This is a genomic window from Leptolyngbya sp. AN10, from assembly GCF_050565645.1.
In the GTDB taxonomy this organism is placed as follows: domain Bacteria; phylum Cyanobacteriota; class Cyanobacteriia; order Leptolyngbyales; family Leptolyngbyaceae; genus Leptolyngbya.
Genome location: NZ_JBNXVP010000022.1, coordinates 1 through 13,708 on the forward strand (window position 1 = coordinate 1; position 13,708 = coordinate 13,708).

General features: G+C 47.0%; 13 protein-coding genes. 8 read left to right on the forward strand and 5 right to left on the reverse strand.

Annotated features, from left to right (window positions below; genetic code table 11):
• The first annotated feature begins 300 nt into the window (after positions 1 to 300).
• Positions 301 to 1,356, forward strand: coding sequence for a YcjF family protein (locus tag ACQ4M5_RS26305; RefSeq protein WP_430678695.1), 1,056 nt, complete (start codon positions 301 to 303; stop codon positions 1,354 to 1,356).
• On the opposite strand, the gene ACQ4M5_RS26310 is transcribed toward ACQ4M5_RS26305, so the two are convergent.
• Genes ACQ4M5_RS26310 through ACQ4M5_RS26320 form a run of 3 tightly spaced genes read right to left on the reverse strand, consistent with a single transcriptional unit; the run spans position 1,353 to position 3,077 of the window.
• Positions 1,353 to 1,655, reverse strand: a complete 303-nt coding sequence (locus ACQ4M5_RS26310) for a hypothetical protein (RefSeq protein ID WP_430678696.1) — start codon at positions 1,653 to 1,655, stop codon at positions 1,353 to 1,355. The genes ACQ4M5_RS26305 and ACQ4M5_RS26310 overlap by 4 nt on opposite strands.
• A gap of 2 nt (positions 1,656 to 1,657) precedes the next feature.
• Positions 1,658 to 2,632, reverse strand: a complete 975-nt coding sequence (locus ACQ4M5_RS26315) for a hypothetical protein (protein WP_430678697.1) — start codon at positions 2,630 to 2,632, stop codon at positions 1,658 to 1,660.
• 28 nt (positions 2,633 to 2,660) lie between these two features.
• Complete coding sequence (locus ACQ4M5_RS26320; protein WP_430678698.1) at positions 2,661 to 3,077, reverse strand: secondary thiamine-phosphate synthase enzyme YjbQ; 417 nt, start codon at positions 3,075 to 3,077, stop codon at positions 2,661 to 2,663.
• A 249-nt stretch (positions 3,078 to 3,326) separates the two neighbouring features.
• Between ACQ4M5_RS26320 and ACQ4M5_RS26325 the strand changes: the two genes are divergently transcribed.
• Both ACQ4M5_RS26325 and ACQ4M5_RS26330 read left to right on the forward strand, forming a co-directional pair.
• Positions 3,327 to 5,792: a filamentous hemagglutinin N-terminal domain-containing protein gene (locus tag ACQ4M5_RS26325; RefSeq protein ID WP_430678699.1), complete on the forward strand. Its 2,466-nt coding sequence runs from the start codon at positions 3,327 to 3,329 to the stop codon at positions 5,790 to 5,792.
• Positions 5,793 to 5,929: 137 nt separating this feature from the next.
• Entirely contained in the window at positions 5,930 to 6,580 is a 651-nt protein-coding gene (locus ACQ4M5_RS26330; protein ID WP_430678700.1) for a GerMN domain-containing protein, read from the forward strand.
• 21 nt (positions 6,581 to 6,601) lie between these two features.
• Here ACQ4M5_RS26330 and ACQ4M5_RS26335 read toward each other — a convergent pair whose 3' ends face one another.
• Positions 6,602 to 6,958 (reverse strand): ArsR/SmtB family transcription factor, encoded by a 357-nt coding sequence (locus ACQ4M5_RS26335; RefSeq protein WP_430678701.1) that lies wholly within the window; start codon positions 6,956 to 6,958, stop codon positions 6,602 to 6,604.
• A gap of 413 nt (positions 6,959 to 7,371) precedes the next feature.
• On the opposite strand from ACQ4M5_RS26335, the gene ACQ4M5_RS26340 reads away from it, so the two are divergent.
• The 3 genes from ACQ4M5_RS26340 to ACQ4M5_RS26350 all read left to right on the forward strand — a co-directional run bounded on the left by ACQ4M5_RS26340 (position 7,372) and on the right by ACQ4M5_RS26350 (position 9,644).
• Positions 7,372 to 8,454 carry a Gfo/Idh/MocA family oxidoreductase gene (locus tag ACQ4M5_RS26340; protein WP_430678702.1) on the forward strand — a complete coding sequence of 361 codons (1,083 nt, stop codon included), beginning with the start codon at positions 7,372 to 7,374 and terminating at the stop codon, positions 8,452 to 8,454.
• Between the two features lie 450 nt (positions 8,455 to 8,904).
• Positions 8,905 to 9,069, forward strand: coding sequence for a hypothetical protein (locus ACQ4M5_RS26345; protein WP_430678703.1), 165 nt, complete (start codon positions 8,905 to 8,907; stop codon positions 9,067 to 9,069).
• The gene (locus ACQ4M5_RS26350) at positions 9,066 to 9,644 is read left to right on the forward strand and encodes a CAP domain-containing protein (RefSeq protein WP_430678704.1); all 579 of its coding nucleotides are present in this window, start codon (positions 9,066 to 9,068) and stop codon (positions 9,642 to 9,644) included. Before ACQ4M5_RS26345 ends, ACQ4M5_RS26350 begins: the two co-directional genes overlap by 4 nt.
• A gap of 247 nt (positions 9,645 to 9,891) precedes the next feature.
• On the opposite strand, the gene ACQ4M5_RS26355 is transcribed toward ACQ4M5_RS26350, so the two are convergent.
• Entirely contained in the window at positions 9,892 to 10,734 is an 843-nt protein-coding gene (locus ACQ4M5_RS26355) for a YaaW family protein (protein ID WP_430678705.1), read from the reverse strand.
• Positions 10,735 to 10,824: 90 nt separating this feature from the next.
• On the opposite strand from ACQ4M5_RS26355, the gene ACQ4M5_RS26360 reads away from it, so the two are divergent.
• Both ACQ4M5_RS26360 and ACQ4M5_RS26365 read left to right on the forward strand, forming a co-directional pair.
• Positions 10,825 to 11,862 (forward strand): NAD(P)/FAD-dependent oxidoreductase, encoded by a 1,038-nt coding sequence (locus tag ACQ4M5_RS26360; RefSeq protein ID WP_430678706.1) that lies wholly within the window; start codon positions 10,825 to 10,827, stop codon positions 11,860 to 11,862.
• A gap of 91 nt (positions 11,863 to 11,953) precedes the next feature.
• The gene (locus ACQ4M5_RS26365; RefSeq protein WP_430678707.1) at positions 11,954 to 13,666 is read left to right on the forward strand and encodes a ShlB/FhaC/HecB family hemolysin secretion/activation protein; all 1,713 of its coding nucleotides are present in this window, start codon (positions 11,954 to 11,956) and stop codon (positions 13,664 to 13,666) included.
• The last annotated feature ends 42 nt before the right edge of the window (positions 13,667 to 13,708 follow it).

The window sequence follows — 13,708 nt, forward strand, 5'->3', positions numbered from 1 at the left end:
GATCGCGCCCTGAGCGAAGCCGAAGGGCAGTCTTTCAAGCGGTAAGCTCTTTCGTAGAAATCTCCTAAGAACTCAGAATTACACTCCCAGCCCGCTTCAGCGGGGTTTCTTCCATTAGCCCGGAGATTCATTTCCGGGCGGACTGGCAACGCAGCAAAGCCGCTTTTTGTACTTCTCAAACACCCTCTTACTTTTGGCAGTCCAGTCTATCTCTGGGCTGCCTTTTACTTAAGCATCCAGAAGGATGAACAACATCTCAATAAACGCGATGCTAATTTTCAGAGTTTGAGTGTTAAACCGATGGCGCAATCTAGCAAACAGAGTAATCTATCTCCTCGTACAAGCGGCGTATTTGATTTAGGAAAAGCGATCGCTCAAGGTTCGATTCGCTGGGTCGGACAATTAAGCAAACGGGCAGGACATATTGTAGATTTTATTGGTAACATTCCCTTACTCCGAAATCCAATTGTCAGACGATTTGCAGGAGTTCTCAAGCTAGATTGGCTCCTTGGAATTAGTAGTCAAGTTGATGTCGGAAAGGCAGAAGCGGCAGTTAAAAAGCTACAACAGAAATATCCGAATGAAACGCCTCAACAGATTGCACATCGATTAATTGTTCGCAAAGCAACTCAAGCTGGGGGAGCAGGCTTCATTACAAGCATTCTTCCAGGATTTGCGATCGCATTTCTGGCGCTCGATCTCGCTGCTGTAACTGCGCTTCAAACTGCACTGGTGTACGAGATTGCAGCCGCTTACGGATTAAGTCTTCGCGATCAAGAACGCAAAGGAGAAGTATTAGCAATCTTTGGATTGGCGCTTGGTGGTAGTAATGCTCTCAGAGCAGGATTGAAGTTTCTGCGGAATGTGCCATTTGCTGGAGCCGCGATCGGGGCTAGTACGAATGCAACAGTGCTTTACTCTCTAGGCTATGCTGCGAGCCGATTCTACGAAGCGAAACTGCGAGCAGATGTTCCAGAGTCGGAAGCATTGGAAAAGATTCATCAGGACAGCGAAAAGTACCTCAATGTTGCGATCGCACAACAAACAGTAATGGATCAAGTCCTCGCCCACATGTTGTTAGCAAGCTATCCTTCAAAGACTTGGGACTCGATTTTACCTGAACTGAAATCGTTGAATCTTGAGCCTTCTTCGCTGAAAACAATTGAAAGCAATCTGCGATCGCCGCAACCTCTGAATGCTTTATTGGATCAACTAAATTGCGATTTTGCAGTTCCTTTGTTAGTTCAATGTCGTCGAATTGCTGAGAGCAAAGATGGAGTTTCGCCTCATGAAATGGGGATTTTGAGCGCGATCGAGAAACGGTGCAGTAAAGCGATCGCTGAAGTAGAAGATTAGAGCAAGAACCTCGATCGCATAAATACTGCGAAACTTGCCACCGTCGAAACCACTTGTACAATATCCGGTGAACGATCGATCTTTTGCCGGAGTTCCTTCATTTTCTGAATATCCGAATCAGTGCAAGCAATGTTTTGTTTCAGAATCGCTAATCGAGCTTGGGAATAGATTGTCATTGCTCGATCGCGTTCATCTTTGAGTGTAATCTGGTCATCGAAATCTGCCTGCATATAGCGAATCTCAATCTTACTCAGCAGATCAGAAGCTTGCTTAAAGAAAAGCTCATTGTTGTCTGCCATTCCTACCTCCTGTCTAAACTGCCAACTTCAGCACTTCGATTCGGAACTCGACTTTGAGCCGCAGTGTTTACTCGATCGAGAAATTTCTGTGCAACATCTCTCCATAACGGATCGCTCTGAATATCGGTCACAAGTCGAGTCGCTTTGGTTCTTAGGCTTGAATAGTCACGTCCTGTAAAGGTAGAAGCAGTTGTTAGAACTCTTGGAACTAAAGCATTTAATTGATTGAGATCCAATTGATCATATCGATTTGCAGTTTCGATCACATCTTTACCGACCGCAGCAGCTTTCATACATTGAGCTACAGTTGTTTCGAGCAATCGCTGTTCGTCTTGTTTAATTCGCTGCCATTCATCCAGCATTGTTCCAGTTTGATTTTCGAGTTCTGCTTTGCGCTGGAACAAAGCAGGCTGTGTCTCTCCAGCTTTGATTCGGGCTTGAACTGACTGATACTCGCGCTTGATTGCTTGAAGTTTAACGATCGTACTTGTTCGATGTTGAACTAACACAGGTGGATTGTCACTGATCGCTTTCGCTAACAATGCCATTTGAACCGTTAAAGTTTGGGCGTACTCTGCCGATTTCTTGACTTCTTCGCGGCTTACCATGCTTCGACTATCGAGCTTTTCAAAAATTTCGGAAAAGCCCTCGTACTGATTCCTTAGGTCGCTAATAAATGTGTCCCATTCGCGGACTTTTGGGGGCTGAAAGGGATCGATCGCTAAATCAATAATTTCTCCGCTGACTTCCGCTCTTGAAGTCAGAATCCGATTGATAAAGGCTTGGCGAGTTTCTGCACTGGATTTGGGCGGGGCTTCGAGTTCACGTTTTCGCATCGTGTCGATCGCATCGATCGCGCTGAGGGATTCATTGCGAAACTGTAGTGCTGCACCTTGTAGAGCACGGGCTTTTTCGACACTGCAACCTCCTAACGCTAAACTTCCAACGATTAAAACCGAAACCGCCCATCGCCTCATTTTGCACCTCTCCTCTTACCCAATACGATCATTCACCCATCAAATGCACGACTAATTCTCGTGTGTGCCGCTGTTGTCGATGTTCCCACACATAAATTCCTTGCCACGTTCCCAAGACCAATCGACCTTGAGACACCGGAATCTGCTCGGAAGAATGCGTCAACACAGTGCGAATATGAGCAGGCATATCGTCCGCGCCTTCTGCACTGTGAATATAGTTCTCCCACTCTGGAACCAGTTTGGCAAAGAAGTTCTCTAAGTCCTGCAACACATCTGGATCAGCGTTTTCCTGAATAATCAAGCTGGCAGACGTATGCCGCAGAAATAGATTGCACAATCCAGTTTTAATCCCCGACTCAGCCACGATCGCATTCACCTGGGGAGTAATTTTGTGCAGCGATTTTCCTTGTGTAGCAATCCGAATTACCTTTTGATACTGCGTCATAGTCAATCCTTGTAACACTGAATACCATTATTCAAGCGAATTCGATCGCGCTTTCAAGTTAAGAAATAATTAATCTGTCTGCTCAAAAAGCATGGCTGTTGTTCCACAAACCTTGCTCAAAATGAATTTTTCCTGCTTCTTTCTGTCTAGATTTTTACGATCGATCACGCGCCAAATCGGGATCTGTTCTCACTAGCGAACTAAACTGGGCACACTGAACTACGATGCTCTACAACGGAAATCAAGCTCATGTCTCGTGCTTTGGTCTGGTTGGTTGGTTGGATAAGTCATGCTTTATTTCTTGCCTCGATCGCACAAGCTCAACAGATCATTCCTGATGCCCGTCTCAATACTCAAGTTCAGATCAGTCCAGATGGACGCAACTTTACGATCGTCAATGGAACTGCCGCAAACCAGAATCTATTCCATAGTTTCCGCGAGTTCTCCATCCCCACAGGCGGATCAGCAACCTTTGATTTAGTTAATACACCGAATATTTCTACAATTTTTAATCGTGTAACAGGTAGCAATCTCTCAAGCATTGATGGAACAATTCGCACAATTAACGGAAGCGTTCCAACTAATGTTTTCTTACTTAATCCGAATGGAATTCTCTTTGGTGCAAATGCTCGATTAGAAGTGAGTGGATCATTCATTGCGACCAGTGCCGATCGCGTTCTTTTTGCAGATGGTTCGAGCTTTTCTGCAACCAATCCCGATGCTCCTTTGCTAACAATCAGTGCTCCAGTAGGCTTACAGTTCGGACAAACTGCGGAGGCAATTCGGGTGCAGGAAACAGGACGCACTATTCAAGTGAACTCGATTTTTGCACCGATCTTTCCGAACAATCCACAAGGGTTAACGCTTTCATCCCAGCAGACCTTGGCATTAATCGGTGGAGAGGTTGTGTTAGAGGGTGGAGTGTTGACGGCTCTAACTGGACGAATCGAACTAGGTGCAGTCGATCGTACAACAACAGTCCAACTCGCCCAAACTCCGAACGGATTTCGGTTCAACTATGCGCCCGATACTGTGTTTCGAGACATTCGCCTCTCTCGTCGATCGCTGCTGGATGCCAGCGGATTGGGTAGCAATGGCATTCAAATTCAAGGGCGACAACTCTCGTTCCAAGATGGCTCTTTCGCATTCATCAGCAATACAGGCATTCAAGCTGCATCCCCGATCCAAGTGAGAGCCAGCGAATCGATCGTTTTTGGTGGTGCAGATCCGAGCGATAGAACGATTACAAGCGGACTCTGGAGCCAAACTCTTGGACAAGGAGCAGGAGCAGAGATTTCGATCTTTGCTCCTCAGTTATCAATGGTGGAGAAATCGCGCCTAGCGAGTACAACCTTTAGCGCTGCAACAGGTGGGACGGTGAGCATTACTGCACCAAAATCGATCGTGGTTGATGGCAGCAGTTCAGAACCGACTTTTGTTCGGGGTGGCGTTTATGTTTCTTCGTTTCGATCGGGAAAAGCAGGCTCGATCGCTGTAACAACTCCAAGCTTCACTTTGCTCAATGGAGGACAATTCTTTAGCAGCACTTTTGGAACAGGAAACACAGGCAATGTCACGATCAACGCTTCAGATGTAATGTTGCGAGGATACAACTTTGCTACCGATGAAAACAGCAATATTGGTATTTCTGCTTTGAATGCGGGTAATTCTGGCAAACTTGTGATTAATGCCGATCGCGTTTCTGTGTTTGATGGAGCCTCGATCGTCGGTACAACCCTAGCGGCAGGACGGGCGGGAAGCGTAACCGTGAATGCGAGAGAATCTGTTCTTGTTAGCGGCGCGGTCAGGGGACGCGACGGAATCATTTCTAGCAGCATTGGTTCATCAGGAAATATTGCGCCCACTTCGCTTCAACGCTTTTTGGGACTGACCAATCAAAAGCCTACGGGTGATGCAGGTACGATCGCTATTCGCACCCCGTCTTTACGAGTGATGAACGGGGCATCGATTCAGGTTCGCAATCAAGGAAGCGGGAACGGAGGCTCGATCGATATCAATGCAGGGACAATTCGACTGGAAAACCAGGGCAAGATTTTAGCGAACACAGCATCCGGTGAAGGCGGAGAAATCCAGATTCGCTCCAACGTTCTTCACCTGCAAAACAATAGCGAAATCACTTCAACCGCAGGCGGAACAGGCAACGGAGGCAACATTGACATTACCTCGAACTTTGTGATTCAGCGGAGTAATAGTGACATCACTGCAAATGCGAGTCGAGGACGCGGAGGAACGATTCAGATTTCAGCACAGGGATTGTTAGGCGGAGCATTTCGCAAGCAACAAACTCCCGAAAGCGATATTACTGCAACCTCTGAAATTGGGATGAGTGGTTCTGTGACCGTCAGTTCGCCTGAAGTTGACCCAAATGCGGGGCTAATTGAACTCTCGATCGAGCTAATTGATCCAAATCAGCAGGTGGCTCAAGGCTGTGATGTTCTTTCAGATAGCCAATTCATCATCACGGGTCGCGGTGGCGTTCCTGAAAATCCGATCGAACAGACGACGCTTCCACGCACTTGGGTCGATTTGCGAGAAGTCCGACGATCAACGATCGCGCAAGTTCCTCAAGCTGAAATCGTCGAAGCGACTGGATGGAAACGCGATCGTACTGGAAAAGTCGTTTTAGTCGTAGGCAATTCTCGAAGCGCCGCGCTGCCCAGCGCCACCTGTACCGGATTTGAAGCGAATCGCTAGAAAATAATGTAATGAGAGATTATATATTTTCTGTAGAAATTCCGAAATTGCGTTGCAGAGTATTGTAGCTTTGTAGAATCTGTGTGCTGCTCATTAAATTTCGTCGTTGCGAATCCCAATCTAGTCGAGGTCTTCCCATGCAAGAGCATCAACGTCGTTTTCCTGTTGGAATTGTGGTCGGTCTGTCCACTCTCGTTGTCGCCACCGGAAGTGCGACCGCCTTTTTCACTTGGCAAAACGCTCAAAAGAGCCAGCCTGTTCAAGTTGCAGCCGAATCCCCTCAAGCGATTCCGCCTCAGTCGGCTCCAGCGGCTCCTTCAACTTCACAAAACTCGATTCAACCTACGATCGAGAAAACCGCTCAAGTGTACTGGCTCAAAAATAGCGCCACCGATTTAGAACTCGTTCCCGTCGCGGTAAAAGTGAAATCCGCCGATCGAGAAGAAGCCCTCTTAACCACCGCTGTGAATAATCTCTTGAGCGATGCCCCCGATAAAGACCTGATTACAGGCATTCCCAAAGGAACCACGCTTCGGAGTCTCAAAGTGAAATCCGATGCAGTCTATGTTGATCTGTCCAAAGCCTTTGTTTCTGGCGGTGGTAGCCTCTCGATGACAGGTCGCCTCGGTCAGATCCTCTACACCGCAACCAGCCTGAATCCTAGTGCCAAAGTGTATTTGTCCGTCGAAGGAGAGCCGCTGACGGTTCTGGGCGGAGAAGGGCTGATGGTGGATCAACCCCTAACGCGATCGCAGTTTGAGCAAGATACGGCTTCCACCAAAAACTAGGGAGACCCTGCTCGATTCCTTTCAGCGACGACTCGCTAGGCTAAAGGCTCGAAAGTGCTGAGCTTGCTGCTCTATCCGGCTGGCGAGTCGATCGCAGACCAGATTACACAACTCGAAAATCAGATCATCTTCGACGCTGTAATATGCCAGCGTCCCTTTCGATCGACGAGTGAGAATTCCAGCTTGGAGCATTACTTTGAGGTGCTTCGACACATTTGCCTGACTGGTTTCCGTTGCGTCCACTAAATCTTGGACACATTTTTCGCCGTCTCGAAGCAAATTTAAGATGCGGAGCCGCATCGGTTCGCCTAATACACTAAAATAATCGGAAACTTGCTGTACCACTTCGGGCGGCACAGGTTGTGCGGGTGATTTCATGCCAACTTGACAACAGAAGGATTTGATCCCCGAATCTTAGCCAAGTGCAATTCTCCATAGCAATAGAGCCATGTTCTTTCTACGTGATTTTGGCTAAAACTTCATAAAACCAAGGGCAATCTTGTAGAGAACATATAGTAATTCTACGGAGATACAACTTTGAACAGATCCGTGTCACTGCGGAAAACGGAATATGGAATTCTAAAGTTGAAGTAGAGCTTACGCCCAAAGACACGCATGAAAGTCCCTCTCTGGACGTAGAAATTAAAAAACTTAACCCCCTATTGTAAAAGGGAACTTACCGTGCACTTTGGAATTCTTCATAAATAATGTCGCTGTGATAGTATCTGGATGTCTGAGGAGATTTTATTGCTGGTAATCAGCACAATTTCGGTGGTGGAGGAGGATTAAGAGTGCAGAATAATATCCCAATTGGGTATTCCCAGTTTGGTGTCCCCCGGACTCAGCCAGAACCGCTTCGCGTTGGCGTGATCGGTGTGGGCAATATGGGGCAGCATCATACAAGAGTCTTAAGTCTACTAAAAGATGTGGAACTCGTTGGAGTTTCAGATATTAATGTAGAGCGCGGATTGGACACGGCAAGTAAGTATCGTGTCCGATTTTTTGAGGATTTTCATGATTTGTTGGATCGGGTGGATGCCGTTTGTATTGCGGTTCCGACTCGGTTGCATCATGCGGTAGGAATGGCGGCTCTGAAAGCTGGAGTTCATGTATTAATCGAAAAGCCGATCGCGGCAAGTATCGCGGAAGCAGAATCGCTGGTGAATGCTGCTGCGGATTGTCAATGTATTTTGCAAGTCGGTCATATTGAGCGCTTCAATCCAGCATTTCAAGAACTCAGCAAGGTTCTGAAAACTGAGGAAGTCTTGGCGCTTGAGGCTCACCGGATGAGTCCTTATAGCGATCGAGCAAACGATGTATCAGTCGTGCTCGATCTGATGATTCACGATATTGATTTGCTGTTGGAATTGGCAAATTCTAAAGTTGTGAAGCTGACGGCAAGTGGAAGTCGGGCGACGAATTCGGGTCAGCTTGACTATGTGACGGCGACGTTGGGATTTGCAAATGGCATCGTTGCAACGTTGACCTCTAGCAAAGTCACACATCGTAAGATTCGACGGATTTCGGCACACTGTCGGAATTCTTTGACGGAAGCGGATTTTCTCAATAATGAGATTCTGATTCATCGTCAAACAACCGCGAATTACAAAACGGATTACGGTCAGGTGTTGTACTGCCAGGATGGATTGATTGAGAAGGTGAAGACGAGCAATATTGAGCCGCTTCATGCTGAATTGGAACATTTTGTGCAATGTGTTCGGGGCGGAATGGCTCCCTCGGTTGGGGGAATTCAAGCGCTCAAGGCTCTGAGATTAGCGAGTTTGATCGAACAGATGGCACTAGATGGAAAAGTTTGGCATTCGGCTTCGGATTCTAAAGTGATCGAACTGGAGACAGCCGCGATCGCAGTTTAGATCAATTTATTTCACATCGTTGAGGGATGGCGTGGCTGTCCCTCATTTTTTTGCGATTAAAAATGTTTGAAACTTATTTGACCAGTAAACGCACAACTTATCGTTTGAATTCTTCTAAATTGCATTGATTAACGTGACATCACATATTTAGACAAAAGAAATTTGGAGTGGTCGATCGTTTGATTGGCATAAATCAGTTTGACATTTAATAAGACTGATTAGGCTTGTGGACTGGGCATAAACACGTGTCATCAATCAAAACAGTCTAACGATCAAAATCAGTCCAACTCCGTAACTGGCACACGCATGATCGAGCAATCTTCGCTTTCCCTTTACATTAGCTGCGTGCATCCATCGCATTATTTAACACTCAGAGACGTTCAGTAATCGATCGCCCAACTTCCAAATTTATCGGCGATCGTTGAAGTCTACGCTTTAATCCTCCGTGTTGTGTTCCTTACTGAGTCAGAGATTCAGACTCGCAAAGCTTCCTCAGTCGTCGAAACCGCGATCGCTCACCCGATCGCACCAGAATTCTTTCCAAATGATCTCGATTTGAGATCCGATTTGGCATGTCAAATTCTGCTTGTTGTCATTCCAGGAAAATCAGCATGATATTTCGTTCTGTTAATCGATCGAATCAATTCTCGCAAACTCAACAAGATCCATTTGGTGGGCGCTTTCAAACCCCATTGACAACCGCGCCTCAACCTGATGCGCTTCCTGTGCAATCCAAGTCGAGCAGTCCTGCTCCACTTGAAGTTGCTCCAACTCCTGCTCCTGTTCAAACGGATATCAGTACAGGATTTAAGGATCTTGAATGGCAAGTGTACGATTTCACCAATCAACAGCGAATTCAAGCGGGATTAGTCCCGCTGACACTCAATTTCACGCTGAACGATGTTGCGGAAAAACACAGCGTAGATATGACAACTCGGAGCTATTTCAGTCATCAAGGACTGGATGGATCGCTTCCTTGGGATCGCATGAGAACAGGCGGTTACAACTATTCGAGAGCGGCTGAAAATATTGCTTTTGGGTATCCATCTGCGCTAGAAGTTGTAACCGCTTGGATGAATAGTCCAGGACATAGACAAAACATTCTCGATCCGAATTTGAGAGAAATCGGAGTGGGATACTATAACGGATACTGGACGCAAAACTTTGGAACGGCAATGCAGATTGCTTGATTAAATGTAAGGAAACTCTAGCTCTTAGAGAATGTTTGAAGAGCATCAAAGTTTGATTACTGCGTTCGATTTCGCCCCGGAATGAATTCGGGGCTATCGGAAGAAAGTCCTGTGAACAAGACTGAGAACGTGAGTTTGATGGCTGTGAGTCTTCTTCGGAGGACTTTACCTCGATAGACCGTAATTAGAAATCACGGGTGAAATGCGATCGCAGCAATGGATCTGTTTATCCCTTTAAAACGTCGTCTTAAGCAGGTTCAAAATAGTCCGATCGCGTTAATCGAATCTGAGCCAAAGCGAAAATCGTGGGAATCACGCGCCCGTAATTGGTCGCGATCGCTCTCCAGCCCAAATCTGCCAAAAACCACGCCCACAGAGCCGACCCCATAAAGGCAAACGCCGCACGAGTCGCCCCATATCGCGCCGTTGCCAGCGTCATTCCTCGCTTTGCTAACTGCATTGATACTTGAGTTTGAATTTGAGTCGCAGCAGCAATTCCACCTTGAGCGATCGCTTGTTGAGCCATTTGATAACGGGCAAAATGGAGCGCAAACTGTCGTGCAACATGTTCCAGCAGAAGAGGCTGCACGACCGTATTGACTGCCAATGCACTGCCCCCTTTAACCACAAGCGACATTGGATTTTTCTGCAAAGATAGCGGTAATTCTTCGGCAAAACTGGTTTCTAGCAGCGAAGTTTGCACTCGTTGGGTTAAAGCAGTCTGTTCCGATACGGGAAGTTGTTTCCAGGCGCGGTTTAATAGACTAAGAAAGATTTCGGCTTCCAGATCTGTCGTAGACAGTGATGCTGAATACGGCAGTTTCATGTAACGGCACACTTGGATCAGCACTTGGCGGTAAGTCACTTGTCCAGTTTTACGGCGAAGGACTGTGATACCATCGGCTGCGAGAAAGCGAAATCGATCGTCGATCGCATCGAGCCACTCTTCGCGATCTTGGCTTTGTAGGTCGATCGGGTCAGGAGCATTGACATAATCCAGCGGGTTGAACTTCGGACGAAACAAAATATCTGTGAGTTCGCGCAGTTCATCATCCGTCGCTAATTCCAATGCGGCTCTAAACTCATCCACTGGTGGTCTTCCTCCCGATGCAGCGTCCAATTCATTCTACATAAGCAAGACGGCACAGCGGATAATACTGTTTCAGAATTTGTTAAGAATATGCTCGATTCTCAGTTTGATATCGCGATCGTGGGTGCAGGAATGGCGGGTTTGACCTGTGCCCAGATGCTTCAGCAAGCAGGTTACAAGGTTGTTGTAATGGATAAGTCCCGTGGTTTGGGGGGACGAATGGCAACAAGACGATTGCAGGGAACGTATGCGGATCATGGCGTGTGCTATCTCAAGCCAAAATCACCTGAGTTTCAGAGTTTGTTGAATCAATTAGTCGATCGTAAAGTTCTGCGCGTTTGGACAGAGACGATTCATGAATTGAACGAAGGCAAAATTCAACCGCCTTCCAAGCAAGCTCCGTGTTATGCAGCATCGAATGGAATTACTGCGATCGCGAAGTTTATGTCGATCGGTTTAACCCTGCGATTGAATCATCGAGTGGAACGAATTGAGGAACAGGACGGCTGGCAACTTTACTGTGAAGCGGGAGAAGTGATTTCTGCAAATGCGGTCATTGTGGCGATTCCGGCTCCACAGGCGGCAATGTTGTGTGGATCATTCATTGAGAAATTAACGTCGATCGAGTATTCACCTTGTATTAGTGCGATCGCGGTTTATCCGATCGAGCGGCAGGCGGATGTAGAAAGATTGAATTGGAAAGCGATCGTTTCTCTGAATGATCCGGCTTTGGGCTGGATTGCCATTGATAGTACGAAGCAATTGAATCCCGTACAACCTGCGATCGTGATTCAAAGTAATGCTAATTTTGCGACTCAGCATTTAGAAGATTCTGACTTGCAGCAAGTTGGAGAATATTTATTAACAAGAGCGGCAGAAGTAACAGAGCCGTGGTTTACCAGTCCTGAAGTGCTACAGGTTCACCGCTGGCGATATGCGTTTCCGATGAATCCCATTTCGGAAAAGTACTTAGTTGCGAATACTGCCAATCCTTTAATTTGCACAGGTGATTGGTGTGGAGGAAATCGGGTTGAACAGGCGTTTCAGGCGGGAATTGCGACAGCGGGCTATTTGAATCAGCAATTGAGCAGTCAAACTTTACCCACAGCATTCTGGATGCAGATTTAGTGATTTCGTGCTTCCTTGCCTGCTCTGGCATTTAAGTGTACAAGAATGATAATTCGTCATCCGCCCCTGTAGTGAAGTGATACTTTAGAAAATGACTTTCCGATCGCTGTTCCAAGTTGCTCTACTGTTCGGTTTGTTTGTTCCGGTTCCTGCGGTTGCTCAGTCGGTGGTTCCGATTCCTCCTCAAGATATTCCCCGCCCAACGCCACCGGAACCTTCCCCAACGCCGCAAATTCCTACTCCGCTACCGCCTCCCGATCAGTTACTTCCGCAACCGATTACGCCACCTTCTACGCCTGATACTCCGGGTAATATTCCCGATACGATTCAGGTTAAGCAGTTTGATGTGGTAGGTAGTACGGTTTTTAGCGCGAAAGATTTTGAGCCGATTACAAAGCCGTATTTGAATCGGAATGTGTCGTTTGCGGAATTGTTGCAGTTGAGATCCGCGATCGCTGAACTCTACATCAAAAATGGTTATGTCACGTCTGCGGCAGTGTTGCCTCCTCAAGTTCTAACGGGCGGAGTCGTCAAGATTCAAGTGATTGAAGGGTCGATCGAGCAAATTAATGTGATTGGAACTCGTCGGCTGAATCCCGCTTATATTCGGAGTCGGATCGGGCTAACAGTTCAAGCGCCCTTAAATGTGAATCGCTTACTCGAAGGTTTGAGACTGCTGCAACTCGATCCATTGATTGCGTCAATTTCAGCCGATTTGCAGGCGGGAACTCGTCCGGGAACTAGCGTTTTACAAGTAACGATCGCGGAAGCGAAAACGTTTTCGATCACGCCCTCACTCGATAATGCTCGATCGCCCAGTGTCGGAACATTCCGACGACAGCTTGAACTAGCACAGGCGAATTTGCTTGGGTTAGGAGATGGATTAAGAGCTGGATACACGAATACGGATGGCAGTAATGGAATTGATTTGAGCTATTCGGTTCCGTTGAATCCTAGAAATGGAACGGTGCGATTTGCTTATGGCAGCACTCGGAGTCGGGTAATCGAAGAGCCATTTGATGTGTTGGATATCACCGCTCGATCGCGCTATTACGAATTGACGTTTCGACAGCCGATCGTGCAGCGTCCGACGAATGAATTTACTTTAGGATTAACGTTTTCACGCCAGGAAAGCCAGACAGAATTAGGCATTGATAATATTGGTCCGTTTCGATTGTCTCCGGGAGCCGATGAGCAAGGACGCACGAGAATTTCGGCTCTGCGTTTTTTTCAGGAATATGTACAGCGTAGCGATCGACAAGTATTTGCGGCACGATCGCAGTTTAGTGTCGGCTTAGGGTTGTTCAATGCCACGATTAATAATCAAGCTCCCGATAGTCAGTTCTTTGCATGGCGCGGACAAGCTCAGTGGACGAGACTTTTAGCACGAGATTCATTGTTGTTAGTGCGCGGAGATTTGCAGCTTGTCGATCGAACTTTAGTCCCGCTTGAACAAATTGGAATCGGTGGACAAGAGACGGTTCGCGGCTATCGACAAGATGCACTGTTAACCGATAACGGGTTTCTCTTTTCCACTGAGGCGCGATTTCCAATTTTGCGATCGGGTCGGGCGATTGTTCAAGTCACACCCTTTATCGATTTGGGAACGGGTTGGAATCGTAGCGGTGTGAATCCAGATAGAAACACGTTATTGGGCGCGGGGTTTGGCTTTTTGTGGCGGCAGGGAGATGATTTTTCAGCCCGGATTGATTTTGGCTTTCCGCTGGTGTCGATCGAGGGCGAAAGACGCAGCTTGCAAGAGAAAGGAATTTATTTCTCAATTCGCTATAGTCCATCGTTCTAGGTTTGGTGCGACACTAGATCAGATTTGGGCAAGAGTTGGGAA

Bases quoted from the DNA above. Each gene is read 5' to 3' on its own strand.
- ACQ4M5_RS26350 (WP_430678704.1), top strand. From the start codon at position 9,066: ATGATATTTCGTTCTGTTAATCGATCGAATCAATTCTCGCAAACTCAA.
- ACQ4M5_RS26360 (WP_430678706.1), top strand. From the start codon at position 10,825: ATGCTCGATTCTCAGTTTGATATCGCGATCGTGGGTGCAGGAATGGCG.
- ACQ4M5_RS26325 (WP_430678699.1), top strand. From the start codon at position 3,327: ATGTCTCGTGCTTTGGTCTGGTTGGTTGGTTGGATAAGTCATGCTTTA.
- ACQ4M5_RS26365 (WP_430678707.1), top strand. From the start codon at position 11,954: ATGACTTTCCGATCGCTGTTCCAAGTTGCTCTACTGTTCGGTTTGTTT.
- ACQ4M5_RS26330 (WP_430678700.1), top strand. From the start codon at position 5,930: ATGCAAGAGCATCAACGTCGTTTTCCTGTTGGAATTGTGGTCGGTCTG.
- ACQ4M5_RS26305 (WP_430678695.1), top strand. From the start codon at position 301: ATGGCGCAATCTAGCAAACAGAGTAATCTATCTCCTCGTACAAGCGGC.
- ACQ4M5_RS26315 (WP_430678697.1), bottom strand. From the start codon at position 2,632: ATGAGGCGATGGGCGGTTTCGGTTTTAATCGTTGGAAGTTTAGCGTTA.
- ACQ4M5_RS26320 (WP_430678698.1), bottom strand. From the start codon at position 3,077: ATGACGCAGTATCAAAAGGTAATTCGGATTGCTACACAAGGAAAATCG.
- ACQ4M5_RS26335 (WP_430678701.1), bottom strand. From the start codon at position 6,958: ATGAAATCACCCGCACAACCTGTGCCGCCCGAAGTGGTACAGCAAGTT.
- ACQ4M5_RS26310 (WP_430678696.1), bottom strand. From the start codon at position 1,655: ATGGCAGACAACAATGAGCTTTTCTTTAAGCAAGCTTCTGATCTGCTG.